32 protein-coding genes are annotated in these 26,469 nt (G+C 67.6%); 23 read left to right on the forward strand and 9 right to left on the reverse strand.

The window, feature by feature from the left end; genetic code table 11:
• Positions 1-235: 235 nt before the first annotated feature.
• Positions 236-505 (forward strand): hypothetical protein, encoded by a 270-nt coding sequence (locus AB1824_01850; GenBank protein MEW5763695.1) that lies wholly within the window; start codon positions 236-238, stop codon positions 503-505.
• Positions 502-1,293 (forward strand): ORF6N domain-containing protein, encoded by a 792-nt coding sequence (locus AB1824_01855; GenBank protein ID MEW5763696.1) that lies wholly within the window; start codon positions 502-504, stop codon positions 1,291-1,293. Before AB1824_01850 ends, AB1824_01855 begins: the two co-directional genes overlap by 4 nt.
• Before the next feature lie 211 nt (positions 1,294-1,504).
• Here AB1824_01855 and AB1824_01860 read toward each other — a convergent pair whose 3' ends face one another.
• The 9 genes from AB1824_01860 to AB1824_01900 all read right to left on the reverse strand — a co-directional run bounded on the left by AB1824_01860 (position 1,505) and on the right by AB1824_01900 (position 8,967).
• Positions 1,505-2,734, reverse strand: coding sequence for a phage minor head protein (locus AB1824_01860; GenBank protein MEW5763697.1), 1,230 nt, complete (start codon positions 2,732-2,734; stop codon positions 1,505-1,507).
• 10 nt (positions 2,735-2,744) lie between these two features.
• The gene (locus AB1824_01865; GenBank protein ID MEW5763698.1) at positions 2,745-4,301 is read right to left on the reverse strand and encodes a DUF935 domain-containing protein; all 1,557 of its coding nucleotides are present in this window, start codon (positions 4,299-4,301) and stop codon (positions 2,745-2,747) included.
• Positions 4,298-5,743 (reverse strand): terminase family protein, encoded by a 1,446-nt coding sequence (locus AB1824_01870; GenBank protein MEW5763699.1) that lies wholly within the window; start codon positions 5,741-5,743, stop codon positions 4,298-4,300. The genes AB1824_01865 and AB1824_01870 overlap by 4 nt, the downstream gene beginning before the upstream one ends.
• Positions 5,744-5,799: 56 nt before the next feature.
• A complete protein-coding gene (locus AB1824_01875) occupies positions 5,800-6,339 on the reverse strand; it encodes a DUF3486 family protein (GenBank protein ID MEW5763700.1) in 540 nt (179 codons plus the stop codon).
• A gap of 4 nt (positions 6,340-6,343) precedes the next feature.
• Positions 6,344-6,655, reverse strand: a complete 312-nt coding sequence (locus tag AB1824_01880; GenBank protein ID MEW5763701.1) for a cytoplasmic protein — start codon at positions 6,653-6,655, stop codon at positions 6,344-6,346.
• A gap of 10 nt (positions 6,656-6,665) precedes the next feature.
• Positions 6,666-7,007: a hypothetical protein gene (locus AB1824_01885; protein ID MEW5763702.1), complete on the reverse strand. Its 342-nt coding sequence runs from the start codon at positions 7,005-7,007 to the stop codon at positions 6,666-6,668.
• A 13-nt stretch (positions 7,008-7,020) separates the two neighbouring features.
• Entirely contained in the window at positions 7,021-7,614 is a 594-nt protein-coding gene (locus AB1824_01890; GenBank protein MEW5763703.1) for a hypothetical protein, read from the reverse strand.
• A 79-nt stretch (positions 7,615-7,693) separates the two neighbouring features.
• Positions 7,694-8,506, reverse strand: a complete 813-nt coding sequence (locus AB1824_01895; protein ID MEW5763704.1) for an outer membrane beta-barrel protein — start codon at positions 8,504-8,506, stop codon at positions 7,694-7,696.
• Complete coding sequence (locus tag AB1824_01900; protein MEW5763705.1) at positions 8,503-8,967, reverse strand: M15 family metallopeptidase; 465 nt, start codon at positions 8,965-8,967, stop codon at positions 8,503-8,505. The genes AB1824_01895 and AB1824_01900 overlap by 4 nt, the downstream gene beginning before the upstream one ends.
• Before the next feature lie 138 nt (positions 8,968-9,105).
• On the opposite strand from AB1824_01900, the gene AB1824_01905 reads away from it, so the two are divergent.
• The 21 genes from AB1824_01905 to AB1824_02005 are packed head-to-tail and all read left to right on the forward strand — an operon-like array spanning position 9,106 to position 26,169.
• On the forward strand, positions 9,106-10,056 hold the full coding sequence (locus AB1824_01905; protein MEW5763706.1) for a phage protease: 951 nt from the start codon (positions 9,106-9,108) through the stop codon (positions 10,054-10,056).
• A 1-nt stretch (position 10,057) separates the two neighbouring features.
• Positions 10,058-10,462, forward strand: a complete 405-nt coding sequence (locus AB1824_01910; protein ID MEW5763707.1) for a hypothetical protein — start codon at positions 10,058-10,060, stop codon at positions 10,460-10,462.
• A gap of 9 nt (positions 10,463-10,471) precedes the next feature.
• Entirely contained in the window at positions 10,472-11,365 is an 894-nt protein-coding gene (locus AB1824_01915) for a Mu-like prophage major head subunit gpT family protein (GenBank protein ID MEW5763708.1), read from the forward strand.
• Positions 11,366-11,376: 11 nt separating this feature from the next.
• Positions 11,377-11,610, forward strand: a complete 234-nt coding sequence (locus AB1824_01920; GenBank protein ID MEW5763709.1) for an HI1506-related protein — start codon at positions 11,377-11,379, stop codon at positions 11,608-11,610.
• A 3-nt stretch (positions 11,611-11,613) separates the two neighbouring features.
• Positions 11,614-12,036, forward strand: coding sequence for a DUF1320 domain-containing protein (locus tag AB1824_01925; GenBank protein MEW5763710.1), 423 nt, complete (start codon positions 11,614-11,616; stop codon positions 12,034-12,036).
• Positions 12,033-12,551: a phage virion morphogenesis protein gene (locus AB1824_01930; protein ID MEW5763711.1), complete on the forward strand. Its 519-nt coding sequence runs from the start codon at positions 12,033-12,035 to the stop codon at positions 12,549-12,551. The genes AB1824_01925 and AB1824_01930 overlap by 4 nt, the downstream gene beginning before the upstream one ends.
• Positions 12,548-13,084: a phage protein Gp37 gene (locus tag AB1824_01935; GenBank protein MEW5763712.1), complete on the forward strand. Its 537-nt coding sequence runs from the start codon at positions 12,548-12,550 to the stop codon at positions 13,082-13,084. The genes AB1824_01930 and AB1824_01935 overlap by 4 nt, the downstream gene beginning before the upstream one ends.
• Positions 13,084-13,662, forward strand: coding sequence for a phage baseplate assembly protein V (locus AB1824_01940; GenBank protein ID MEW5763713.1), 579 nt, complete (start codon positions 13,084-13,086; stop codon positions 13,660-13,662). Before AB1824_01935 ends, AB1824_01940 begins: the two co-directional genes overlap by 1 nt.
• Before the next feature lie 5 nt (positions 13,663-13,667).
• Positions 13,668-13,991 carry a GPW/gp25 family protein gene (locus tag AB1824_01945; GenBank protein ID MEW5763714.1) on the forward strand — a complete coding sequence of 108 codons (324 nt, stop codon included), beginning with the start codon at positions 13,668-13,670 and terminating at the stop codon, positions 13,989-13,991.
• Entirely contained in the window at positions 13,988-14,929 is a 942-nt protein-coding gene (locus AB1824_01950; protein ID MEW5763715.1) for a baseplate J/gp47 family protein, read from the forward strand. The genes AB1824_01945 and AB1824_01950 overlap by 4 nt, the downstream gene beginning before the upstream one ends.
• Positions 14,926-16,134 carry a phage tail protein I gene (locus AB1824_01955; protein ID MEW5763716.1) on the forward strand — a complete coding sequence of 403 codons (1,209 nt, stop codon included), beginning with the start codon at positions 14,926-14,928 and terminating at the stop codon, positions 16,132-16,134. The genes AB1824_01950 and AB1824_01955 overlap by 4 nt, the downstream gene beginning before the upstream one ends.
• A 12-nt stretch (positions 16,135-16,146) precedes the next feature.
• Positions 16,147-18,324: a hypothetical protein gene (locus AB1824_01960; GenBank protein MEW5763717.1), complete on the forward strand. Its 2,178-nt coding sequence runs from the start codon at positions 16,147-16,149 to the stop codon at positions 18,322-18,324.
• A gap of 9 nt (positions 18,325-18,333) precedes the next feature.
• Positions 18,334-19,854, forward strand: a complete 1,521-nt coding sequence (locus tag AB1824_01965; GenBank protein ID MEW5763718.1) for a hypothetical protein — start codon at positions 18,334-18,336, stop codon at positions 19,852-19,854.
• A gap of 9 nt (positions 19,855-19,863) precedes the next feature.
• The gene (locus AB1824_01970) at positions 19,864-21,078 is read left to right on the forward strand and encodes a phage tail sheath subtilisin-like domain-containing protein (protein MEW5763719.1); all 1,215 of its coding nucleotides are present in this window, start codon (positions 19,864-19,866) and stop codon (positions 21,076-21,078) included.
• Positions 21,079-21,089: 11 nt separating this feature from the next.
• Complete coding sequence (locus tag AB1824_01975) at positions 21,090-21,593, forward strand: phage major tail tube protein (GenBank protein MEW5763720.1); 504 nt, start codon at positions 21,090-21,092, stop codon at positions 21,591-21,593.
• A gap of 12 nt (positions 21,594-21,605) precedes the next feature.
• Positions 21,606-21,851, forward strand: a complete 246-nt coding sequence (locus AB1824_01980) for a phage tail assembly protein (protein ID MEW5763721.1) — start codon at positions 21,606-21,608, stop codon at positions 21,849-21,851.
• A gap of 14 nt (positions 21,852-21,865) precedes the next feature.
• Positions 21,866-21,985: a GpE family phage tail protein gene (locus AB1824_01985; GenBank protein MEW5763722.1), complete on the forward strand. Its 120-nt coding sequence runs from the start codon at positions 21,866-21,868 to the stop codon at positions 21,983-21,985.
• A 4-nt stretch (positions 21,986-21,989) separates the two neighbouring features.
• Positions 21,990-24,551, forward strand: coding sequence for a phage tail tape measure protein (locus tag AB1824_01990; protein ID MEW5763723.1), 2,562 nt, complete (start codon positions 21,990-21,992; stop codon positions 24,549-24,551).
• Positions 24,541-24,951: a phage tail protein gene (locus AB1824_01995; protein ID MEW5763724.1), complete on the forward strand. Its 411-nt coding sequence runs from the start codon at positions 24,541-24,543 to the stop codon at positions 24,949-24,951. The genes AB1824_01990 and AB1824_01995 overlap by 11 nt, the downstream gene beginning before the upstream one ends.
• Complete coding sequence (locus AB1824_02000) at positions 24,948-25,169, forward strand: tail protein X (protein MEW5763725.1); 222 nt, start codon at positions 24,948-24,950, stop codon at positions 25,167-25,169. Before AB1824_01995 ends, AB1824_02000 begins: the two co-directional genes overlap by 4 nt.
• Before the next feature lies 1 nt (position 25,170).
• The gene (locus tag AB1824_02005) at positions 25,171-26,169 is read left to right on the forward strand and encodes a contractile injection system protein, VgrG/Pvc8 family (protein MEW5763726.1); all 999 of its coding nucleotides are present in this window, start codon (positions 25,171-25,173) and stop codon (positions 26,167-26,169) included.
• Positions 26,170-26,469 lie beyond the last annotated feature (300 nt).

Consider the following 26,469-nt stretch of genomic DNA (forward strand, 5'->3'; position numbering starts at 1 on the left):
CCGGGCCCTATATTCCCGGTGGCTGGGGAGTGCCCAGCCCGGGTCTAGCAGCCCGGACCAGAGGCGCGAAGGCGCCGGTGGCGCCGTTTTTGTCGCGCATGCAGGCCCCTCTTCTGGGCGGCCTGCGGGGAGCCGCAAGGCTCGCCGGTCCTCTGGCCGGTCTGCTAGCCCGCAGGTCGCCCACCCCTCTAGCAGGGGGCGGGCGGGAAGTTCACCCGCTCCAGAGGAGGCCCGCATGGAACAGACCCCGGCAGAAACCGATCCATCCCCCAGCCCCGCCCTGAGTGATTCATTCCTGGACATGACCTCGCACCTGGAGCGCGCCCGCGCGGTGCTCTCCCACATCCTCGAATCGCTCCCCAACGCGGGCGACCCGCGCGAAAAGGCCTTTGCCGAGATGGGCCACTGCGCCTGGCTCATCACCGCCGCCGAAGAACTGCTGGACCTGGCGTCCCAAGACGCCGGGCGTTTTGAAGCCGAGCTGTTAGGAGGAGGTGCCCGATGACCACGAACGCCTTAGCGATACCCGAGGAAGTGTTGAGCGCCATCCACCACATCGAGGGCCTGCCGGACTTCATGCTGGCGTCCGAGGCCGCCGACCTTTACGGGGTCGCGCCCAAGCGAGTGACAGAAGCCGTAAGGAGAAACCCGGACAGGTTCCCCGCGGACTTCGTCTTCCGGCTCACAAAATCCGATGTGGAGAAATTGCGGTCGCAAAATGCGGCCGCAATTTCAAGGATGGCCCGGATCGAGCCCTTAGCCTTCACCCACGAGGGGATGAACGCCCTCTCTGGCGTGCTCAAATCCTCCATCGCCGCCGCGCGGTCGGTCCAGATCAACCGGGGGTTCAGCGAAATGGAGCGCCGCATCCAAGCCGGGGCCGGGCTGCCCTCCGGCGCCCCCGTGCTCCCAGATGCCCTCACCCCGGACCAGTTTGACCGGCTCCTTCAGGCGAAGGTGGTCCTCACGGGGGCCGAGTACCTGGCGCTCAAGCGCCCGCCCAGGCGCAGGTTGGCCCTTGTGCCACCCTCTCCCGCGCAGGCCGCGGCGGTCCGGAAGCAGGTGGAGATTGGCGATACTCTGATGCCGGGGCTGTTCGGTTCGCCGGAGAAGGGCATCATCGACCTGGCGCGGATCCGCCACCCGAGGCCCCTGACCCGCCGCGAGAAGCGCGAGATCAAGGCCGCCCTGGCCGAGACCCCGCGCCCCACCCACGCGGCCATCGCCCGCCGCGTCGGGCGCCCGCGCCGCACCGTGGACCGCTACATCGAAACCCTCCAGGGACGCGTGTAGGCGGCCCTTCACCGCCTCCTCAAGAGTGGGGAGGCGGCATCACCACACGGGCGGGGCTTCGCGGCCCCGCCCTTTTTCGTCGCTTGCGTTCGGTTTGAGGGGGCGTTATATTCGGGTTGCGGCGCACGTGACGCGGTGCGATTCTCCCGTCCGTGACCGCTCTCGGCCCGGGTGGCCCGGGGGCGGGAGTATGTAGGGTTTCCGGGAGGCCCTACCGGGCGCCGCTTTCCCCTTCAGCCTGGGGCCTGATGAGCGCGCCACGCTTCATCATGCGGCGCACCTCGGAGGCGTCCGCCATGTGCAGCGTGGTGAGGTAGAGCTTGCCGCGCTGCTCGTCGGTCTTGACGGCCGCCTTCCAGACCTTGCCGTTCCGGTCCAGGAGAAAGACCAGGTTCCGGTCGCGGTCGGCGATCACCATTCCCCGCTCCAAGACCTCGGGCAGGATCTGGCGGTAAGCGTCCGCGTCCAGTTCGGGGTGGCGCCCCGCCTGCTTGTCCATGGTCGCCTTCGAGAGCCGCACCACCTGAGTCTTGGCGTCCAGCTTTCCCTGGACCTCCTTGTCCACGACGCCGCCGGGGATCTCGCCCTGGCCGTCCTTCAGCCACTCGTCGAGGATGGGGCTGGCCATGACCTGGCGCACGGAGGCGCGGGCGAGAGCCGTGCCGGCGGCGGCGGTCTTATCGGTGAGGGCGGTGCGCAGCAGGGCCTGCCGGTCCTTCCCCGGGTTGCGCGCCCACGCGGGGTCGAGGCCCTGGTCCACCGTCTCGACGACGCCGGTCCGCTTGTTAACCCACTCCCTGGGATGCTCGGCGGGCGCCTCCGTCCGGGTGCCCTCCCGGCCCGAGAGCCGGGCGTGCTCCGAGGGGCCCACCTGGCGCACCCAGCACTTGCAGCCCCAGCCGTTCGGGGGCATGTGGGTCTCCCACCAGGGGTCATCCGCGCGTAGGAGGGTACCGCTCCAGGCCACGTGCTCGGGCCGGTGGTGGAGGCTCGGGCCGAGCTGGTAGAGCAGGTAGGGCAGGGCGTCCTTCGTGCGCTGGATGCGGTCCCACTGCCCCGCGGCGTAGGCGGCGCGTGTGTTGGCGTCGAAAATCGTCCGCAGGCGGCGGGGGGAGCCGAGGCGGGCCGTCACGCTCTCGCCCGTCTTTGGGTCCACGGCCTCCTTCGTGCCCCACCAACCCTTCTTCTGGAGCACTGGGGCGAGGTCCTTCTTGAACTGCTGGAAGGTCTGGCCCTTCGCGAGGGCCGAGTCCAGGGCGCCCCGGATGTCATCCAGGATGTCGAGCTGCATGGCCTTGGCGACCGTGAAGGCGCTGGCGTGCTCCTCGCCCCAGACGTCCTGGTAGGAGAATCCGGGGCGCAGGTCCTTGCCCCGGAGGTAGTCGAGGGCGCCCTGCGGAACCGGGCCTCGGAACGCATAGCCGGGCCGTGGCTGGGCCAAAGGGGCCTCCCTAGGGGTTCGGGCCGGGGTCCCCGAGCGCGCGCGCCTTAAAGGCCTTCAGCGCGAGGGATCGGACGAGGCCCGCCGTGTCCATCGTGTCGAGGAGCCCGGGGAGCTTCGCGAGAAACTCGGCTTCCGTGGCGCAGGCATCGGCGAGCGCCTGAATGGGGTCCACGACCGGGGCCAGAATGGGCTCCCAGTCGTCGGGGGGCTCCAAGAGCGCGTCCAGCTCGTCCTGGTCCGGAGAGGGGGTCCCCTCCGGCCCCCCGGCCTGGTTCCGCGCCTTGGCCGGTGCGGCGTGTCGGTTCGCGGCGGCCGCCGGCGCGCCCAAGATCTCCGCGTCCCCCTTCTTCGGCGGATCCGGCAGGCCCAACTTGTCCCGCACGACGGAGGCCTCCACCCGCAGGCCCAGGGGCACGAGCTTGGCGAGGGCGTCGGCCAGGGCCCCGATGTCCTCGGGGTCCTTCACGAAGACCTGCGCGGAAGGGTAGCGCGCCTGGGGACCCCAGTTCAGATCCACGAAGGGCTTGACCAGGTAGCGGTTGATCGTGTTGCCGAGGGCCTTGGCGTCGGCCCTCTTGATGTCCTGCCGCACCTCCTCCTGGCTGGCCTCGTTGCCGAGCTTCCCGGGTGTGCCTTCGGTGGATGCCGTCTGCCCGAGCACGGCCTTGCTCGTCTGTTTGTCGAGCCACTCGGCGAGGGCCTGGAAGAGATCGCCGCTGGAGTTGCCCTTCATGGCGTCCTGGAACTCGATCCTCATGCTGTCGGGCAGGATCGCGGCGGCGTCCATCCCCAGGTTGGCGACGGCCGTGCGCAGGACCTTCAGATCCTCCGCCGTGGCACTGGGGCCGTAGCGCCCGATCCGCAGGGGCATGCCGTATACCTCGGCGAAGGCGAGCCAGTCCGTGAGGTCGTAGCTCTTGCACATGTACGTCACGGCGGCCAGGCGGGCCAACCCCCCGCGCAGGGGGATCCCGGTCTTGAGCCGGGGGAAGTGGACGACGAACTTGAAGGGCGGCAGGGGGATGCCGTAGACCGTGTCCGTCTCGTCCAAGAGCCGGACCTGTCGGCCGCTCTCGCGGTCGAAGACGAAGAACCGCGGGTCCCGCCACTCGTAATCCCGGGGCCACCACTGTTTTCCGGACGTGTCCCAGAAAATCTCGCAGACCGAGTACCCTTTTCCGATCCCGTCCAGGAGGTCGTCCACCAGTTCCCCGAACTCGGGCCGGCGCGTCAGCTCGCGGACGGCGTCGGCGATCTCGGCGTCGCGGCCTTCGTCGCTCGCCGCCTCCACCATGACCGGGAGGCCCGAAACGGCCCGTTTCCGTGTGCCCAGGACCGATGCGTAGTGGGGCTCCCGCTCCTCCATCTCTTCGGCCAGCGTAAGGTATTCGTGGGCGTCGCCGTCAGCGGCCGCCCGCAGGATCCTCGCCAGGCGCTCCGGAGTGAGCCCCCCCCCGACGGGATTGTGCCACGGGGTGCGGACCCCCACGAGGGTGGGGGCGGCGATCTCCCGTTTCAGATCCTCCGTGCGGACCGGCTGTCCCCAGGCGTCGTAGAGCGTCATCCGAACAGTCCTCCATGGGCCTTGAATCCGGCCGTCACGCGCACCGCGCGCTCCGCGCGGTCCCCATCCTCCCCGCGCCGCACCGTTACGGGCTCATACCCGAACAGCTCCGGGCCGTCTTGACGGGAGGCCCAGTACCCGAGAAGGAGGGCCATGCCCGCGTCGCCGTGCCTTTTGAGCCCACGTTCGTCGGCCTGCCGGGCGTCCGGCAGGCGGGGTACGCCGTTGACGACCTTGAACGCGCGCAAGTCCTTATGGACGTCGGCGTCACGGGGCACGATGATGGTGCCGTCCTCGAAGGCCGCCTTGAACGGCGCCGTGTTCTCGGCATACCAGGAGGGGGACAGCCACACCTCACGAATCCGCGCACCGTACCGGAGGGCGGCCACCTCGGCGATGTATTGCCCGTTCCCTCGGGCGTCCACCGCCCCCGCCACGAACTGGGGCAACCGGTCGGCCATGTAGAAGAGGGCCCGCTCCTGCTGGCGAAAAGGCATGTTGCGGAGCTCGACGAGGAACGGGAATCTGCGGGTCATGTCCTGCTGGATCTGCCAGGGGGCGAAGACCGACAGGTCCCCGGTCCTCCCAAAGTCCCACCCGAAGCCGCTCGTGCGCTTGGGGTCGAGTGCCGCCAGCAGGGGGGCGACGTCGCCCTGGAGCCAATCGTCCACGGCCGCCTGCCTCTCCGCTTCGGAGACCGCGAGGAAGTTTTCCGGGGCGGACCACCGCAACACCGGCAGGTCCTGCATCCGCGCTTCGATGAGGTGTCCGGGCAGCCATGAGCCCTCGCTGTGCCGAGGGACGCAGAACAGCTCTTCCTGGGCGTCGTCCCCGTAGAACTCGATCAGCTCGCGCCGCCACGCCTCCTCGGCATCCGGACTCCAGGGCCGCCCCTGGACGAGGCAGATGCGCTTGTAGAGCCCGGCCGCCAGGGCGTCGTCCAGGGTGACGCGGTGGATGCTGTACGGCTTCCTCTTCGCTCGGACGTCCGTGACGAGGGCGTTGAAGGGGTTGTCCACCCCGTTGTGCGTGGACAGGACGTGCACCTGACCGCCCCACATCAACATGGCCAGCGCCGCCTTGAGGAGCGCCGAGAGATTGTCGTGGAACGCCGCCTCGTCGAGGACGATCCGGCCCTGCTTGCCGCGCAGGTTGGAGGGGCGGCTGGAGAGGGCGGTCACCCGGAAGCCCGAGGGGTAGTGGATGCGAAAGGCCTGAATGTCGCGGCCTTCGTCCTCGATGACGATCTCCTCCATCGCGGAGGCGGCGAGCTGGTAGTGGCGCGACCAGTCCGCGCCGTCGCGGATGAATTCTTGGGCCATGTCCCGGTTGTAGCCCACGTACCAGGTGTCCATCCCCTTGGAGGAGGCGGCGAGGAGGGCGCAGTCCGCGGCCTCGCACCAGGAGAGCCCGATGCGGCGGCTCTTTTCGATCACCTTCACCGGCGATGGATCCTGGCACCACGCTCTTTGGTAGGGGAGAAGAGCAAACGGGACCGTCATGGGGCGATGCCGAGGATCTGCCGCCGGATGGCGGCGGCGGCGTCGTCCGACAGTCCGCCTTTCTTGACCGTGGCCACCACGTCCTCGGCCGCCTGGGCCGCGCGCGCCTTTACTTCGGAAGCGAACCGCTTCTGGCTGACGCTGGCGCGGCCGACATCGGCAATGGAGCGCGCGGCCGAGGATAGCAGCTTGACGCGTTCCGCGGGTTCGGCATCGCCAGCCTCCTGAAGGGCCAGCAGCGCTTCGAAGAGGTCCGTCTGCACGAGGCTAATGACGGCCGCCGACCGGGCGTCTTCTTCGTCGGGCGCCGCTTCCGCAATGAGCTGGGCGGCCTGGGTGGACGCCTTGATGGCGGAGAGCTTCCGTTCCAGGGTCTGTCCGTAGCGGTGCAGGGAGCTCTTGGAAATCTCGTAGCCCTGCTCCGTCAGCCATTCGGCGAGGGCCGTGTAGCCCGCGAAGCCGCCCTGGACCAGGCGGGCTTCCAGGGCGCGACGCACCTCCTCCGGGAGCTGGGTCACGGCGGGCCGCTGGGGCATGGCCTCACCAGTCCCTGGGCGGGCGCGCGATGCCGGATTCACATGCGACGGCGTATTCCACCACGTCCACGCCGTCGCGGGTCAGCTCGGCGCGCCAAGTCGGGCCGAGTTTGCCGTGGATCCTCACCAGACCCCGGATCTCGAGGTACGCAAGCTCCCTCCGGACCTGACTTGGGGTGGCGGGCAGGTCCACGTCCTGACAGATGCGAAGCAGGAGCGATTCCAGCACCGGCAGAGGGCGGCCCGCGTCCAGGGCGCGCAGGAGCCGCCACCGGATCTCCTCACGCTGTGCTTTCTCCAGATCGATCTCGGGCATGGGTCCCCCTTCACTCCTTGCGCTTGAGGTGCGCGTCAAACTTTTCGTTGAGCCGGTCGAGCTTGGCATCGATAGAGGCGCTGAAGCGGATCCAGTCCTCCCGCCGCACGTACTCGTTCGGCAACTGCCCTTCCAGCCGGAGGATCTGCCGCTCCAGATTCGCGTGGGCCACCTCGTTGGCCGCGTGGTCTTTGCTGTTCTCCCGCAGGGCCTCGTCGACGCGGTGCACCTCCCGGAGCGAGAGCCACTTGATCGCGGCAAGAAAAAGGCCGGTCCACCCTGCGAGGATGCCGGCCATGACCTTGACGGCTGTCCAATCCACGTTGAGGACGTATCCCTGGGGGTCGGGCAAGACGGTGTCCTTTCTATCCGGCGAGGCTCTCCGGGAGTCCGTCCCGGAGACAGCAGCTTAGTTGCAGGGCGGGGTCCGTGGTATTGCGCGACAGGCGATAGGCCCAAGCCAGGCGGTCGGCACGAGTGGAGTGTCCCGCCGCGAGGAGCCGGTCGAAACATCGCCGCAAGTAGAGCAACACCAGTTCCGAGCAGATGACCCCGAGAGGGAGCAGGTTCACCGGGTCCCGGCCTCTCAACCGTCGCCAGAAGAGAACGGGCAGGAAGGCGAGAATCTGGCCCCAGCCGTACGCGGCGTGGTTGTACCGGGTCCAAATGTAATGGAGGGCCTCCCTGCGGATCTCCTTGGGGACGTCGGGAGCAAAGACCACCAGGTCACCGGCATCGAACCGGGTGCGATACACCTCGATGGGGCGGACCTTGGTTTTCTCAAGCGCCTCGATGACCTGCGTTCGGGACAGCACGAGGAGCGAATGGCTTGGGGTCTGGAGCCCCATGAGATCCCTCCGGGCGGTCAGGTGGGCGATGCTGTCGGAGAGAAACCCCTCGCCCCGCAGAAACCCGATGTCCCCGGGCCGGATGTCTTGCCAGCGCTCCACCCTCTGCATGAGACGCCCCTGAATAAGGGGCCGCTGTTTTCGACGCGCGGGCACAGCGGCCGAAGCCCGCACCGGAAAGGAGAGCCGCCTAGAAGCGGTAGCCCAGGGCCAGGCGAGTTTCGACCACGTTGGCCTGGGGAACCAGGAACCGACTGACGTGACGGAAGGCTACCTGGCCGTTGAGAAACCAGCGGGCCGTCAAATCATAATCGAGCCCCACGGCGCCCATCACCCCGAGCCGCTCCGTATCCCCATGGAAATACCCGGTGGGACCAATCAGGGTGTAGACGCAGGCCTTTTCCCCCGGGTTAACGGTGTAGCGGTAGGCGAGATCCACCAGGGTGTACTCGTACGAAAAGGCCGGAGCGTCGAATGTGTCGAAGTTGTGGCGCCTGGCCCATTCGACGAGGGTCGCCCCGTCCCGCGCGATGGCCACAGTGACCCCGTGGCGGGGGGTGAGGTATACACTCCCAGCCAGGGACACTTGCCATTGCGTCGAGTCGAGGCTGTAGGCGTAGTTGCCGGAGCCCGTCCAGAGGTGGCCCGTGCCGATCTGGACCGAGAAAGCCGGAGCCTTCGCGGGCGTTTCCGCGGAGGCCGGGGCCGTCAGGGCGAGGCACAGAATCGAAAGGAGTACGGTGATCCACAGGAATGGCCGTCGCATGCGTTTTCCTCCTTGCCTAGAAACGACACGAACCCCGCCCACGGAGCCGATGGGGCGGGCGGCGCGAATGCGGCCGTAGACGGCGAGCGCCGCCCCCCCCATCGTCAGCAGGTCGCTCGTCAGCCCGTCGAGATCCACACCGTCGACCTCGATACCGTGCATTCTCAGGACCTGGGCCAATAGGACGGCGACCACGCCCCAGAAGGTTCGGCTGGCCAGGAGGTCCTTCGGGCTCATCGGGGGTTCTCGCGCATCTGAAAGTGGGCCGGGTCCCCGAAACGTTTTCCGGCGGCCAACCCCAGGGCCTCGGCGAGCCGAGCGATCTCCTCCCAATCGGGAATCTGGTCCTCGTCGGAGTCGGCCTTCGGATCCCACACGAGGCCCTCCTTGTTGCGCAGGGCCAAGTCGTACGCGCGCCCGAGGCCGTCCGGGCCAGGGAAATGGCGGGAGCGCTGCGACCAGGTGACGGGGAAGGAGTTCTGCCGCTGTGTGACAGGGGGTAATCCCGCGTCCGCGCGGAGCCGGTTAACCTCGCTCAAAGGACGGCGCCCTTGGGCATACAGGGCGGCCTGTTCTGTGGGGGTTCGCAGGGTCCAGGTGACAAACACGTCAAAGCCCTCCCGGCGGCACGCCTCCATGTGCTCCTGGCACAGGGTCCGCAGGGTGGGGGTCAGGGCATTCACGTCCCGGCAGGGCATGGGGCCTCCCTTCTCCTAAACATGAGCGCCCGCCCTTCCTCTGTCTATGCTGAAGACTTCAGCATAGACAGGGCTCCCTCGCCGCCCTACTGTCTCAGTATGCGAGCGACGGCGTGCGCCTGGAACGTCGAAATCCACATGGACGGAAGCTCCGTTCCCGCCTGGATCGAGTTGATCCCGGCCGGCACGGTCGTGGGGCGGGACGGGAGGGCGTGGACAAACAGCGCCCCGGACGACATCGTGCGGGCCGCGCAGGACTCCGGAAAAGACATCGTGGTGGACTGGGAACACGCCACGGACCAGCGCGCCACGGCCGGGCTGGAGGCGCCTGCGGCAGGGTGGGTAAAAGAGATCCAGGCCCGCCAGGGGGCCATCTGGGGGCGTGTCGAGTGGACACCTCGTGCCGCCGACCAGATCGCGCGCAAGGAGTACCGCTACATCTCCCCTACCTTTTGGTATGACAAACTCACGGGGGCAATCCTGTCGCTCTCGTCCGTGGCGTTGACAAATTGTCCCAATTTGCGCCTGCCTGCACTGAACCGCCAGCAGGCGCCCGCAAAGCACGTTCACACGGAGGTCCCCATGAAGAGACTGTTGGAGGCCTTGGGCCTGAAGCCCGAGGTGACGGAGGACGACGCCGTCCAGGCGGTGCGGACCCTGCAAGGGGACCTCGTCGCCGCGAAGGCGGCCAACCGGGAACAGGCGCCGAGCCTCGACAAGTACGTCCCCCGGGCGGACTACGAGGCCATGCAGGCGCGGGCCGCGAACGCCGAACGGACACTCTCCGAAAGGGAGAAGGCCCAGGCGGAAGCGGCCATCGAGGCGGCTGTGGCCGACGCCGTTAAGGCGGGGAAAATCACCCCCGCCACGGTGGAGTACCACAAGGCGCAGTGCCGCACCGAGGGGGGGCTGGATCGGTTCAATGCCTTCGTGGCGGCCGCCCCGGCGCTCACAGCCGAAAGCGGTCTCGACGGCAAGCGCCCGCCCGCCGCCGGCACGGTGAAGGCGCTCAATGCCGAGCAGAAGCAGGTCTGCGCGGCCCTGGGCCTGTCCGAAGAGCAGTACCTGCAGTCCGTGGAGGTGAACTGACATGGCCCTCTCCGCCGATCGACTGACCCCGGAACGCGACGGAAAGACCTTCGTGTTCCCCGTGGCTGCCGCCGTGAAGATCTACGCCGGCGCCCTCGTCGCCCTCTCCGCCACGGGCTTCGCTACCCCCGGCGCCACCGCCGCGACCCTCAAGGGGCTCGGCCGGGCCGAGGAGCAGGCCGACAACGCATCCGGTGCCGCGGGGGACGTTCTCGTGAGGGTCGCCCGGGGCCTGTTCCGCTTCGCGAACAGCGCCGGCGCGGACGAAATTACCCTCGCCGACGTGGGTGCCACCTGCTACATCGTGGACGACCAGACGGTCGCCAAGACCAACGGCACGGGCACCCGGTCCATGGCGGGCACCGTCAGGGACGTGGACGCGTCCGGCGTCTGGGTCGAGTTCTAGGAGGCCGCCGTGATCATCAACCGAACGAACCTGTCCGCCCTTTTCACCGGCTTCAAAGTCGTTTTCACGGAGGCATTCCAGGCCGCTCAGAGCCAGTTCGACCGGGTCGCCATGACCGTGCCATCGAGCACGTCCAAGGAGACCTACGCATGGCTGGGCACCGTCACCCGCTTCCGAGAATGGCTCGGCGACCGGGTCATCCAGAACCTGGCCACCCACGACTTCACGATCAAGAACCGCTCCTTCGAAAACACGGTGGGCGTGGACCGGGACGACATCGAGGACGACGCCATCGGGATCTACCGCCCCATCCTGGCCCAGCTCGGCCAGGACGCGAAGACACACCCCGACGAACTCGTGTTCGCCCTGCTCGCCGCGGGGTTCGACAGCGCCTGCTACGACGGGCAGTACTTTTTCGACGCGGACCACCCCGTCCTCGACGAACACGGCGCCATCCAGAGCGCGTCGAACGTCCAGGCCGGGGCGGCCACGCCCTGGTTCCTGCTCGACACGACGAAGGCCATCAAGCCCTTCATCTTCCAGAAGCGGAAGGACTACAAGTTCGTGGCCATGGACCAGGAGACCGACGAGGCGGTCTTCTCCCGCAAGCAGTTCCGCTACGGGGTGGATGCCCGGTGCAATGTTGGCTACGGCCTGTGGCAGCTCGCCTTCGGCAGCAAAGCCACGCTGGACGAAACCAACTTCAGCGCCGCCCGCGCAGCCATGATGTCGCTCAAGGGCGACAACGGCAAACCGCTGGCCGTCCGGCCCAACCTCCTCGTGGTGCCGCCGTCGCTGGAGACCGCGGCCAAGAAGCTCGTGATGGCGGAGAATACGGCCAACGGCGCCACGAACATCCTAAAGGGCGCCGCCGACGTGCTCGTCTGCCCTTGGCTCGCGTGAGGATCTGAACCATGACGAAGAATCCCCCCAAAGCCTCCGAATCCGGCGCATCCCAGGGCAAAGGGTTTCTGCAGATCACCTCCCGGCGCGGCGGTTTCCGCCGCGCCGGGAGGGCTTGGCCCGCCGGCCCCATCACGGTGGAGGCCGCGGCATTCAGCGCTGGCCAGGTCCAAGCCCTCATGGACGAACCGATGCTCACCGTGGTGATCGTCGGTGCGGATAAGGCCACGCCCCCCCAGGAGTGAACCGTGCCCTACGCCACCGCCCAAGACATCGTGGATCGCCTCCCCAACGGTCAGGAGGGCTTGCTCCTCCTGGCCGATCGGGACGGCGACGGCGTGGCCGATGAGGCGGTGGTGTCCGGCGCCCTGGGTGACGCGGCGGACGAGATCGACAGCTATCTGGCCGCTGTGTACACCCTGCCCTTGCCCTCCGTGCCGCCCGTGCTTGTCCGCCTCAGCGTCGACATCGCCATCTATCGCATGGCGGCCGATGCGGCGAGGGCGACGGAGGAACACCGCGTCCGCTATGAAGATGCGGTGAAGCTCCTGCAATCCATCTCGCGGCGCACGGCCGCTCTCCCGCTGCCGGACGGCGTCGAGCCTCCGGCGGCGCACATCGCCACCTTCAGCGCCGGTCCTCGGCTCTTCAAACGCGGAGGCTTGCCGTGACCGGCGCGGCCGTGCAGATCCGGATCGAGGGTGGGGATCGCCTGAGGGCCCGCTTGGAGCGCCTCCTGGCGCGGGCCGGAGGTCCCTCCCAGCGGGACCTCCTGGGCCGCCTGGGGGCCCTCGTGGAAAGCCAGACCCGGCGGCGCATCCAGGACGGCGGACCGGATCCGGACGGCCGCCCTTGGGAGCCCCTGTCGCCGGGGTACGCGGCCTGGAAGGCGGGGCGCTCCAGCGGGAAGATTTTGAGCCTGCACGGTCCCCTCCGCGACAGCCTGACGCATGAGGTGGTCTCCACGGAGGAGGCGCGCGTCGGATCGGGTCTCGTTTATGCCGCGATCCACCAGTTCGGGGGGCTGGCGGGCCGTGGGCACGTCCGGAGCGCCCGGAGCGGGGCCGAGTCGGGGGGCGCCTGGATCCCTGCACGGGCGTACTTGGGTGTCAGCGCGAACGACCTCGACGATCTTCAGGACGAACTGGACGCCTGGGCCGACGACCTGGTAGAGGGTCGCCCATGATGCTCAACGGCGCCCTCGATGCGATCGCTGCTCGCATGGCCCAGGCCTTCCCGGCCCTGAAGACGTGCGAGGTCCACGCCGGCCGGTTCGACGCCGATGAGCTCGCGCGCATCAGTGCGCGCGTCCCCGCGCTGTTCGTTTCGTGCCTGGGCTTTCAGAAGGTGACCAACGCCGGCACAGAACAGGCCGATGCCGACGCCGCCCTGGCCGTCTTCGTTTTGCTGGGGTCGACGCCCGGCCTCCCCCGGGACGTGGCGGCGCGCAACATGGTGGAGGCGCTGGTGGTCCTGATACAAAACGAGCGCTGGGGCCTGTCCGGGTGCGGAGAGGCCCGAGAGATCCGCGCCGAAAACCTTTATGGGGGGAAGATCGACGCCCAGGGTGTGGCCCTATGGGCCGTGTCGTGGCGTCAGGTGTTGCGTTTGGGGGCGCCGTGTTTCGATGAGAGCGGCACCATGCCCTCACACCTGTACCTGGGCATCGATCCCGACATCGGGCCGGACCACGTGGACGACTACCTGGAGGTGACATAGTGGGCTCCTTCCAGGACGCCGACCTCCATCGAAGGGTGCATCACCTCATCCTCGCCGGCACGGTTGAGGAAGTGGACCTGTCCACGGCCCGGGCCCGTGTACGGGTCGGGGATCTGGTCACGGACCTTCTCCCCTGGCTCACGCGCAGGGCCGGGCCGGACGCGGACTGGTGGCCCGTGGAAGTCGGGGAGCAGGTGGTGCTGCTTTGTCCGTCTGGAGACCCTGCGTGCGGCTGGATTCTGCCTGCCCGGTACACAGGGGTGTTCCGCGCTCCCGCGGACCGCGCCGGCATCCACCTCGTGGTGTACGCGGACGGTGCGAGGGTCTCCTACGACCGCGAGAACCACTGTTTGAAAGCGGTTCTGCCGGCAGGGGGCACCGCGTTGCTCGTCGCACCGGGGGGCGTCACGATTCGAGGCGACGTGTCGCTCGAAGGGAACCTGGCCGTCTCCGGTGACGCCCAGGTGGGCGGGGAGGTCCGGGCCGAAGGGGATGTCGTGGCCGGGGCGATCTCCTTGCAGACCCATGTCCACGGCGGCGTCCAGACCGGCGGCGCCCAGACTGGGGGTCCCCAGTGACCGGGATGGACGCCTCCACGGGCGCGGTCGTCGGCGGGATGGACCACCTGCGGCAGAGTGTGGACGACATACTCCGCACCCCGATCGGATCGCGCGTCATGCGCCGGGCGTACGGGTCCCGCCTGTTCGACCTGGTGGACCGGCCGATGACGGCGGGGCTCCTGATGGAGGTCTACGCCGCAACCGCAGAGGCCCTCGCTCGATGGGAGCCGCGCCTGGTCGTGGAGCGGGTGCAGGCCCTGGTCTCGGGCGCCGGGCACCTGGAGGTCACCGTGACTGGGCGTCTCGCCGCCGACGGAACGCCGACGGTCTTGGGGGTTTCGCTATGACGACGGCCCTCGACCTCTCCAGTCTCCCGGCCCCCACGATCGTGGAAACCCTCTCCTTTGAGAGCATTGTGGCGGCGCTGAAAGCGGACTTGGCGGCCCGATACCCCATGTTTGACGCGTCGGGGCTGGAAAGCGAGCCCGCCGTCAAGATCCTGGAGGTGTGCGCCTACCGGGAGATGCTCCTGCGGGCCCGCGTGAACGACGTGGCGAAGGCCGTAATGTTGGCGTACGCCGTCGGGTCCGACCTCGACCAAATTGCGGCCCGATTCGAAGTGGGCCGGTTGGCCGCGGAATCCGACGCGGACTTCCGCGCCCGCATTCAGCAGGCCTACCACCGCGTGGCGGCCGCTGGACCGGTGGGCGCCTACCGCGCCCACGCACTGGCCGCGGCCTCTCAAGTCAAAGACGTGGCCGTGTCCTCCCCCTCCGAAGGTTCGGTCCGCGTGTGCGTCTTGGCCTACGAGTGGTTGGCCGTGAGCGAGGTGGACCCGGATGAGGCGCTCCTTGGGGCGGTGGCATTCCCCGACGTCTCGGCCCCTGCCGGCTACACCACGGTCGTTAGCCACGGTTCCCAGGGGCCCTTGGGCGCTGTGGCCCTTGCGCTGAGTCACGAGGATGTAAGACCCCTCACCGACCATGTGGTCGTCGCCGCGCCCACTCTCCGGCCCTTCGAGATACGGGCCACCCTCACGCTCTACCCCGGGCCGGACACGGAGCCCGTGCTGTCCGCCGCCGCCGAAGGTCTCGATGCCTACCTCGCGAGCGTACGGAGAATCACGTACGACGTGACCCGCGCCGGGTTGGTGGGCGCGCTCGTGGTCCCGGGCGTGCACAACGTGGTTCTGGAGAGCCCCGCCGAGGACCTGGTGGCCGGGGAGACCGACCTGTACCTTTGCACCGGCGTGAGCCTCCAGGCCGTGGAGGCGAGGCAGACATGACGGCCCGTCTACTCCCCCCCAACGCCACCCCCTTCGAGCGGGCAATGGAGGACGCAACCGCCGCGCGCCTCGAAGCCGTGCCGACTCCGATCTCTACCCTGTACACACCCGCGGCGTGCCCCGCGCCCGCCGTGCCGTGGCTGGCCTGGGCCCTGGACGTCCCGGTCTGGAATACCGGCTGGAGCGAGACGGTGAAGCGCGGCATTTGCGCGGCATCGTGGAGACTGCACCGTCGGCAGGGCACCCTCGGCGGGTTGAAGGCCCTGGCGGGTTGGGCCGGCGCTCAGGTCGTGAGGGCCGTCGTGCCCCCGTCCAAGCGTTTTGCCGGGGCGAGTCTGACGACGGCCGAGCGCAACGGGTTTTTGTTGAGCCACCCGCAATTGCGAATCTACCGCCACCGCACTCGGGGAAAGAGGATCCAAGGGGCCCTCTTCGGCCGGGCCGGCTACTCGGGAGCGTGCTGGCCGGCTGTGTCGGACGCAACGCTCCGGATCGCTCCCCAGGCGGTGGTGTGGCGCGCCGGCGCGGAAACGCCCTTGACCGTCATGGAACGCACCACGCAGGTCACGCCCAAGACGGCTGTCACGATTTCGACTGTGGCCCAACGGGCCATTCGCGGCCTCCGGAGCTTCTGCGGGAGCATCGTCCGGTGGCCCCTGGCGGGCACCGCGGGCGCGAGGCTCTACACCTTGCGCGTGGACACCCCATACCTGGACGCGTCCGCGGTGCTCCGCCGGCACGAAGTCTCCCCCGGGCTGCAGCCCATCACGGTTCACCCTGACCATGTGGCAGAGCCTGGGCAAGGCGAGGGGATCTTCACTCGGGGTTTTTGCCAGGGGTTCTGGCGAACGAGTACGGCCCGGTTGAGGCTCTACGATCGCCTGTTCCTCTTCGACCCACAGGTGGCGACGGCCCGGAGGGGGGCCGGGGCGTTTCTCTCCGGGCACCTCGGCATGGCACCCCACACGGCCATTCTCCAAGTGGCGATCCGCGGCCACCGGCCGGCCAAGGCCTTCGGGAGGTTTCTCGCCGGCTGCGCCCGCGCCTCGGATAGCGCGGCGCTGGACAAGGTGCGCACAGCCCTCGCCTGGGGTAAGCGCTGCTCGGATCGACTCTTCATGGACACCACCACACGTCGGCCCCTGCGGGCAGGCGCCCGGTGGACCGCCGGCGTCCCGATGGCCGGCCAACTCGCGAACGCCTGATCGGAGGCACCGATGGAGAAGCGGGTCATCTTCAGGGACAACCAGGAAGTGCAGGCGAAGGACTTCAACGGCCAGCAGGACTACGGGGCCGACGGCCTCCGGCATCTCATCCAGGACTGCGTAAGCACCGGCCTGCACGTCTCCGGGGGTGCGGTGGCCCAGCAGTCCGCCACCGAGATCGTGGTGGCCCCGCTCCGCTTTTACAACGACGGCATGGTCTACGCGTCCGAACTGACCCAGGCCCTGAACCTCTTCGCGTACCTCCCCGTGGTCGCAAAAAAAATCGTGGCGGTGGTCGTGTGGGGCGAGGAGATCGAGAGCGACGTCGAGCCGCGGGATTTTCTGATCGACATCACCACGGGAGAAACGGAACCACGGGCCGTCGCTATGACCACGGCCCGGATCGCGAACGTCAACACCCTGCCTGGGGCGGAGAGCGCGGACCCTCAGCCCCCCGTCATCCAATCGGGACATTTGGCCATCGCCTACGTGACGCTCACGCCGGCGGGGATCGAGACCATCGAGAACCTGGGCGCGGCCCACGTCCACGAGCTCGCCGACCACGCGGCACGCCTCGGTGTCGTGGAGACGTGGAAGGGCCAGGCCGAGCCCAGGATCCAGTCCATTGCCACGGACCTCTCGGCGCTGGCGAAGCGCACCGACGGCCTCGCGGCGAAGCGGCAGTTGGTGGAAATCGCCGCGGACGTGGCCCGGCTGAAGGAGGCGGCGCAACTGCCCGACACCTACGCGAGCTACGGCGCCGATTACTTCGGTGACGACGCGGAGAGCGACCCGGCGGGCGCCGGGTACGCGTGCCGGCTCGAAGGCGCGGGTCTCTTGTTCCCCTTCGCCGGGCAGGCCGTGGCCGCCCTCGCGCTGTTCAATCCCTATGATGCCGGGATCCGGAGGCACACCGACGACCTGGTTCTGCCTGCCTACACCAGCGCCGTCCGGATCCGAACGGACGGGTACGCTGGGGACCTTTCCCTCAGCCAGTACCAGGTTCAAAACCATACTGTCCGGAAATACGTGCGGACCGTGTGGGAGTACCGGTACGGCCCCCATTGGCTCTACTACTGGCCGTGGTACCACAGGCATTTTTGGACCTATCAAGGGGCGACGCGCTCTTGGGTGGCCCCGTATTACGGATACTGGGTCAAACGCTCCGACGACGCCTACGAGGTGGAAACCGCCACCACCACCGTGAATGGTGTCATCGTCTCCCAGACCTTTCTCGTCGCAAACGCCATGTGGCTGACCAAGGTAGGCCTCTACCTCACGCAGGTCGCCTCCACCGGGGACGTGCACGTGATTGTCTGCGAAACGGAGGGGGGCAAGCCGCTTCTCTCTAGGACGATCACCCAGGTCACCGTCGCCCCTGCGGCGCTGCAAGCGTATCCCACAGAAACGCCCGTCGAGATCCCACCCGTGCTCCTCGAGGCCGGGAAGCGCTACGCCCTGTGTCTGATCACGCAAGGGGCACATCGGGCCGCCCTCGTGAGCGGGAATGCGTACACCCAGGGGACGCTGTTTTTCGGCACCGACGGGGACTACTTCGTCGGCGACCTGACGAAGGACCTCATGTTCGCGGTCTACGGTGCGACGTTCGCCCGGGCCCGCACAGAGGTGCAACTCCAGCCAATCAGCCTGGCGGGGGGTATCCAGGACTTGGCCGTTCAAGCCGCACAGGTGGTCCCCCACGGCACAGAGATCCGCTATGAAGTGCAGGTGGGTGGCAAGTGGTACGCTCTGGGGGACTCCGCCCTCGTGCTCTCCACCGGTCCCGACGTGGTGCCCCTCCGGGCCGTCTTGCTCGGGACCTCCGACCTGGCCCCCGGGTTCGTCCTTCAGGCCGGGGCCGTCACGGGCAGCCGGGCCGGCGCCGCCATCGTGCATTGGTCCAGCCTGCGCACCCTCGGCGCCCCCTCAACCGAGATCAAAGTGCAAATCGTGGCCGCCGGCTATGATGCCGCTCATCACACCCTCACCTGCGACCTGGTGGATGGCGTCACGACGTACAACCCGACGGCCACGACAAGCGCGTTGGAGCCCGATGGAGAGGCCACTCGCTTCACCTTCACCTTTACCATCGCCGGGGGCATCGCCTCCTACAAGATCAAGCTTTCCGGGACCGGCGACGGCGCCGTGGCGCCCTTCGCCATCACCGAGAGAGTGGACGTGGCCTCGTAAGGAGATCGTGTGCCGAGCCGCATCGACCGGTACCGCATGAAGGACGGCGTCACGCTGCTGGGGGAGAGCTACTTCAACCCCATCTGGGTGGATGTCGACCAGCGGCTGATCGCCCTCGAGGCGACCCGGTCGGACTACGATGCGGCCATCCTCGAGATTCAGGGACACGGGTTGGCGCAGATCACCGCGGCGCTCCAACCGCGGCTCGACGAGGCCGACGTCGACCTCCAGCTCCTGCACGACGGCCTGGAAGCCCTGCCTTCCGTGGCGTCGATGGAATACGTGAACGAGCAAATCACGGGGGCCGTGGAAAAACACGAGAAGCCCGACATCGACCCTCATTCGCAGTACTTGACCGCGTGGCGGCACGCGGCGATCCCAGGCAATCCCCACGGGACGACGGCGCTAATGGTAGGGGCCGAGCCGGCCCTTGGCAACCCCCCGGCGGACGGATACGTTCTCAGCGCCTCGGCGGCCGGGGCCCGCGCCTGGGTCCCCCAGGGCGATCCTCTGCTGTTCATAAAGGCCGACCCAGCCAGCGTGGTCTTCATCAAGACGGGCGCCCAGACGTTGGCGCTAAAAGCAAACACGCGGGCTATGATTGGCACCCGCCTGTTCACCTGGGCGGCGCAGGCTGCCGTCGCGATGCCCGCCCTGTCCGCCGGGACGGATTACGCGGTCTATGTTTGCACCGACGGCTCCGTGCGGGCCTCCTCGAACTGGACGGCGCCGGAGGGGTACACCGTGGCGACGTCCCGCCTCATCGGCGGGTTTCATTACGGCCTTGTCGCTCCCGGAACGACCCTTGCCGGAGGGGGATTCAACACCACGGGCACACCCGGGACGGGATCGTACATCTGGACTCAATCGGACCTGGATGCCCTGGTCGGTATCCACGCCCACAGCCTGTGGGATCTCAAGTGGCGCCCGGCGTGCCCCTCCCCCAAAGGCATGGCCCTCGTGGCCGGCCGGTTGTGGGTGGACCTGTACCTCCTGTGTGTGGACCACCACCTATACGGCACCTCCGGGGCCGGCCGGGGTCTCGCCGCCCATGGGACACCGCCGAAAATCCCGAGTCTTTTCGGAGGCAACGGCACGGTGACCTACGGTTCACTGACGTGGTTCGAGGCGGCCGAGATCGGCGCAGCACACGGCAAGAGATTGTTGCGGCATTCAGAGTTTCTGGCGGCCGCCGCAGGCGTGACCGTGGGCACGCGCGCCCCCTCGCTCCCCGTGACTGCCGCGCGCGTAAATGGACTGACGTCCAAATGGGGGCTGGAGCAAACCACCGGCGCCCTGTGGGCCTGGGCGGAGGGGCTTTTCGCAACAGGCAACGTAGGGACGTGGTACTTCGCGGAGAGCCGGGGCGGCATCGAGCCCCAGGCCCCGCTGGCCCTCCGCGTGGGGGGCTCATACGGGACCGAGGCGTCGGCCTGCGGCCCTTATTGCGCGTCGTTTGTCCTGTCCCCCGGCGAATCCGCCGCCAACACGGGCGCGCGGTACTGCGCCGAGCACGTGACCCTGCTTTAGGAGGCCGGCATGCCCGAAGCCTATCTGCACGGAGTGGAAATCGTCGAAGTCGATTCGGGGCCCCGGCCCATTCAGGCGGTCCGGTCGTCCGTGATCGGCCTCATCGGCACGGCGCCCGACGCGGACGCCGCCGCCTTTCCCCTGAACACGCCCATCCTCATCGCCGGCTCTCGCGTGGAAGCGGCCAAGCTGGACACGGTGGGCGCGAAGGAAGGCACCCTGCCACAGGCCATCGACGACATCTTCGACCAGGGTGTGGGCGCCCTGATCGTGGTGGTCCGCGTCGAGGAGGAGGCCAGCGAGGCGGCCACCGTCACGAACATCATCGGGGGGATCCAGACCGACGGGTCGTACACGGGGGTCCACGCCTTTCTGGGCGCGCAGTCGGCGGTTCATGTGACGCCGAGGATCCTTGTAGCGCCCGGCTTCACGGGCTACGTGACGCGCGACGCAGGCACCGGGGCCATCACCGGGGCGCCGGTGGTCGCCGAACTAGTGGCGATCGCGGATCGTTTGCGCGGTGTCATTCTCGCGGACGGGCCCAACACCACAGACGCCGAGGCCATCACCTACCGGGAACTCTTTGGCTCCAAGCGCGTCTTTGTCGTGGACCCCTCCGTGAAGGTCTGGGACACGACCGCCAACGCGGCGGCGGTGCTCCCTGCCTCGGCCCGCGTCGCGGGGATCATGGCCAAGAGCGACAACGAGCGGGGGTACTGGTGGAGCCCGAGCAATCGTGAAATGCACGGCATCATCGGCACCGCCCGGCCGGTGGACTTCGCATTGGGGGATCCCAACAGCCGAGCCAACCTCCTGAACGAGAACGAGGTGGCCACCATCATTCACCAAGACGGCTACCGCCTGTGGGGGAACCGCACGTGCTCGGCCGACCCCAAGTTCGCCTTCTTGTCGGTGGTCCGGACCTTCGACATGGCGTGTGAGGCCCTGCTGGTGTCGCACCTCTGGGCGGTGGACCGCAATATCACCCGGTCCTACATCGAGGAGGTCACCGAGGGGGTGAACGCCTGGGTGCGCGACCAGGTGAAGAAGGGGGCGCTACTCGGGGGCCGCGTGTACGCGGATCCGGATCTCAATACCCCCGAGGCCATCGCCGACGGGCGCGCCTATTGGGACATTGCGCTGACGCCCCCGGCGCCGGCGGAGCGCGTCACCTTCCGCGTGGCGCTCGTGAACGACTACATGACCGAGGTGCTGGCCGGCTGAAGGAGGTCACCATGATCGCGAACGTGCTGCGCAACCTGAATGCCTTTCTCGACGGCCGGGGCTACGCGGGCCAAGTTGAGGAACTCGAGCTCCCGAAACTCGCCGTCAAGACCGAGGAGCACCGCCCCGGGGGCTACGACGCGCCCGTGGAGATCGACCAGGGCATGGAGAAGCTAGAGGCGGCCGCGACCCTGTCCGGGTACGATTTGGACGTCCTCGCCTCGTGGGGCCTCGCGCCGGGCAAGTCCATCCCCTGGACGTTCAAGGGGGCCTTGGTGAGCGAGGACGGCACCGTCAACCAGGCGGTCGTGACCTTGCGCGGGCCGGTGAAGGGCGTCGAGCCCGGGACCTGGAAGCCTGGCGAAAAAAGCACGTTGAAGGTCACGATGGCGCCCCGGTATTACAAGCTCGCCATCGGAGGCACAACGGTCCACGAAATCGACGTGGAAAACCTCAAGCGGATCGTCAACGGCGAGGATCAGCTTCAGGCCATCCGCAACGCCATCGGCCTGTAGAGGAGCGCGCGCATGCGGTACACCCTCAAGTTCCCGGTGGACAATCCTGACGGCACTGCGCTGACGGTGGTCGAACTCCGACGCCCGAAGGGCCGCGACATGCGCGCCCTGCGGAGTGCTCAGACGGATCTCGACAAGAGCCTGGTTTTGATCGCGAACTTGGCGAGCCTCACCCCCGCCCAGGTGGACGAGATGGACGGCGAGGACATCACGGCCCTTTCGGGGATTGTCGCAGATTTTTTCGGGGGGCCCCGCTGAACGTAGAGGCCATCGTGGCAGACGTCGCCATGGTCTTCCATTGGCCTCCCGACGTATTGATGGAGATGGATCTCGACGAGATGCTTCTCTGGCACGGGGAGGCGCGAGCGCGGGCAAAGTTGCTCTTCCGGTGAGGTCATGGCGGACCTAAACGTCGCGGTCATCATCACGGCCATCGACAAAGTGACCGCCCCCTTGCGGCGGATGACGGCGGGCCTCGTCAACTTTGAAAAAGTGGCCGCGCGGGGACGATCTCTCGCGTCCATAGGGCAACAGATGAGTGTGGCTGGGTATTTTGCCGGGGACGCGGCCGACCAGCTCACTAGGGCCATCGAGCGCGTGAGCGCGCCGCTCGTGGCCCTCGAGGACTCCGCTGCCAAGATCCGTAGCCTGCCCGGTGTCACCGCCGAGGTTTCTGGCCGGTTTGCGGCGCAGGCTCGTGCGTGGTCCCGTGGGTACTCGGACTCCACCTCCTCCTTTCTCGACACCTCGTACATGATGCTGTCCGCCGGCCTAAACGTGGAGGCCGCACTGGCCGCCACGGAAACGGGGCTGCGGGTGGCAAAGGGCACCATGGGGGACGCGACCGAAGCCGGGTCTCTTCTGGCCACGGTCTACAACAACCTCGGGGACAAGACTCGGCCCGTGAACGAGGAAATGACCCGGCTGGGCGATATCTTGACGCGCACGCAGCAGCAGTTCCAGTTCGCCAACTTCGGCCAACTCGCCGAGGGCATGAAATACGCGACGGCGGCGGCCATATCGGCCCGCATGGAACTTCCCCAGGTGACCGCCGTCATCGGACAGCTCAACAACGCGGGGGCGCAGGGGTCCATGGCGGGCACGGCGTTCCAGGCCACCATGGCGAGGCTCACGGAGGCCTCCCAGGACCTGGGATTCGCGATTGCCCGGAACGCGGCCGGGGGTGTGGATTTTATCGGAACCCTCGACAATCTCCGGAGCCGTCTCGGGGATCTCAGCGCCCTTTCCTCCAGCGATCAGCTCCGGCTACAAAAGGCCTTTGGCGGGCCGGAAGCTCTCAAGACGGTGATTCTCCTGTCGAAGAATATGGATGCCCTCAAGACGGGCTATCAGGCGGTCCAAGACAGCGCGGGCGCTGCCGCACAGGCACAGGCGGCCATGGAGAAGGCGCCGACCGCCGTAATGCAGAGGCTACGCAACAACCTCGACGATTTAAAGATGAGTCTGGCCGCGGCGATCCTTCCGCTGGTGGAGCGCATCGTTCCCAAAATCATCGCCCTGGTGCAGGCCTTCCGAGGCATGGTCGAGGCTCACCCGGGCCTGGTCAAAGTGGCGTCCGTTCTGCTGGTGGTGGCCGCGGCTACCCTGTCGGTTGTTGCGCCTGCGTTGGCCGTGGGCGGGTCCTTCATCACCATGGGGGGCATGGCCATGCAGGCCGTTGGGCAGTTGCCCGCGCTGGGAGCTGTCGCAACAAAGGCGCTGTCCGGAATCTCTGTGGGGCTCCGCGCCGTTGGCGCCGCCGCCACGGCCAATCCGATCGGCGTCGTGATCATGGCCGTCGCCTTGGCGGCCTACCTGGTGTATAAGTACTGGAAACCCATCGGGGCGTTCTTCGAGCGGCTCCTCCCTGGGATCGGAGCCACGATCCAGACGCTGTGGCCCTTCCTGGCCGCCTTGCTTGGGCCAATCGGCCTGGTCATCGCTGGGGTGGTGCTGATCAAGAGGCACTGGGCATCACTTCAACCGCTGGTTGCGGCCTGGTGGGCGTACCTCCGCAGGGCGGGCGCCTGGGCCGCAGGATTATTCTCTCGCCTAGTGATTGCCATGGGGCTCGGGCGGGTGGGGCCCATGCTGGAGCGGGTTCGCCCGATTCTGGCGCGTGTGGGAAAGTGGCTGGGGGCCCTATTCGCGTTCAGTCCGCTCTCAATGCTGGCGCGCAATTGGGGCCCCGCGCTGACGTTCCTTGGGGGGCTGTTTATTGCTCTTCAGAGGGTCATCGAGACCGCCTGGCCCGTGGTGGAGTGGGTGGTGGCCTCCTCCCCTTTGGCCACCATCATCCGAAACTGGGAGGGCATCATCGGGTTCTTCGAGCGGCTCATGAATGGGGTTGAAGCGGTCGTTCAGCGGGGCTGGAAGATTGTTCGTGCCATTGCCGCCTGGTCACCCCTAGACCTTATTCCTGCGGAGTGGGCACCGCTCCGGACCTTCTTTGAGGAGTTGTGGGCGTCCATTGTGGGCGTGGTGGAGCGGGCGGTGGCCCGAATCAAAGGCATTCTGACCGGCCCACTGGAATCGATTCGGAACACCTTCGGTAACGCCTGGGGGTTGTTTGTGGAGGGCGGCAACGCGGCCGCCGGGTTGAAGCCCTCCCCGCTCAAGCGGATGGCTGCCGCAGGCGCAATCGGGACGACCCTAGCCGCGCCCTTGGCCGCGGCCGCCCCTGGCACGGCCCTGTCGCCTCCGGCCGCGTTCGCCCAATCCCAAAGCGACATGAAGGCGGGTCCGTTGACGGGGTTGTTTGGTGGGGCCCCTCCTGAGGCCGCTCAACCGGTGCCTGGGGTTGGCGGCGGCCCTGTGGTGCACCAGGCCAACACGTTTCACATCACGGTCCAGGCGGCCCCAGCACAGGACCCAAAGGCAGTGGCGGACATGGTGATTCTGGAGATCCGGCGCCGTGGCGCACGGGCGGCGAGGGAGGCCCTCTACGATGCCGACTGAGATTCTAATGGCTCTCGGCACGTTTCGATTCTCCGTGGACACCGCGGGGTACGAGGACTTGCGGCGCACGGCGGAGCAACGCTGGGCGGCCCAAGAACGGGTTCGTAAGGGCCCGGCGTTGCAGCACATGGGACCCGGGGAAGAGTCCATAGAGCTGCGTGGAATTATCTATCCCCACTACCGCGGGGGCGCCGGCCAGGTGAGCGCCATGCGAGCCCTATCGGCGCAGGGCGTGCCTCAGATGCTGGTGGACGGCCGTGGCATGGTCCACGGCTGGTGGGTTATCGAGAGAGTAGAGGAAGGGCAGTCGTCGCTGTTCGCCGATGGGGTGCCGCGTCGTCAGGAATTCAGCCTGGTGTTACGCCGGTACCATGACGCCGTCACGGGAGCCGCCCCATGATTCGGATTGAGGATGCCGCCGCAGTGATAACGGCCGACGGCGACGTGCTGGACCGAGTGTGCTGGGAGTACTACGGGTTCGAGGGGTGTGTTGAGTCCGTGCTGGAGGCTAACCCTGGGATAGCCGCCTTGGGGCCCTCATTACCGGCGGGGATTCGGGTCGTCATGCCAGCCATCACGGATGGAACAGTCGCAGCGCCCGTGAGACTGTGGGACTAGTATGAGGCCGGACTTCAAGGTGGTGGCCGACACCCAAGACGTGACTGCCGTCATCCGGAGCCGGTTGGTATCACTTGAAATAGTCGATGAGGCAGGCGTGCAGAGCGACAGCGCCGAGATTGTGCTCAGCGACCACGGAGAGCACGTGGCCCTCCCCCGGCGGGGCGCGACCCTGGAGATCTCCATGGGTTACGCAGGGCGCGCAATGGTGGCTCTGGGCACCTATGTCGTGGACGAGGTCGAAATATCGGGATCTCCCCCCACCCTGACCGTCCGGTCCAGGGCCGCGAACTTGCGTGAGACCGCCAAGTCCCAGCATACGCGAGCTTGGGAGGGCACGACGCTGGGCGCGATTCTTTCCGCCATCGCCAAGGAGGAGGGATGGCGCGCCCAGGTTCACCCCACTGTTTCGGCGCTCCCCATTGTAAGGGCGGACCAGGCGAATGAGAGCAATCTGCACTTTATGACTCGCCTGGGCGAGCAACACGGGTGCATCGCCAAGGTGGCCCAAGGGACCTTGGTGGTGGTGCCCGCTGGGGGCGGCGAAAGCGGCTCCGGAAAGCCCTTGGGCGCGACAATTATCACTCCGGAGCGGTGCGCGCCCGGGTGGCGTGTCACGTTAGCGGACCGCGGGAAGTACAAACGGGTGGTGGCCTCTTGGCACGACCCCTCCACGGGCAGGCGTGTGGGCGAGACCGCTGGTGAAGGCGACCCCGCCTACACTCTCAACGAGACCTTTTCTGACGCCACCTCCGCCCGGCGTGCGGCCGAATCGCGTCTCGCGGCGCTGGAAAGAGGGAAGGGCACCGTGAGTCTGGAGATTGTGCCTGGGGAACCCGGCCTGTGCGCGGCCGGTGTGATCGAGTTACGCGGCTTTCGCGAAGGCGCGGACGGCCGCTGGTCCTGCAAGCGGGTGTGTCATAAAGTTACAGGTGGTGGGGGGTGCTCCACCGCCGTGGAGGCCGAGAGCCTCCAGACCGACGGGTCGGTAGCTCCGTAGCAGGCCACTTTAGATTTTGGGCGAAAGCCCATTTGTGAACCGGCTGTGTACTTCAGCCGGTGAAGTGTGTCCGGAATTATTTGGGGCAAAACCAAGTGATACCTCGGGGCAAAACCAAGTGAAAGCTTACATGTTCCAAATCCCAAATGCCCCCTGTCCCTTTCTTCCCCTCGCCTCCTTCCCCGCGCTTCCGGCGTGCGGTATGGTAGGGCCGGAGGTGCGGCGGTGGATCGCGTGCGTTCGACGACGGTGCTGTGCGTGTCGAGGGGAGGCCGGGTGGCGCTGGGGGCCGACGGCCAG

The sequence above is a fragment of the Acidobacteriota bacterium genome, from assembly GCA_040752915.1.
In the GTDB taxonomy this organism is placed as follows: Bacteria; Acidobacteriota; UBA4820; order UBA4820; family DSQY01; genus JBFLVU01.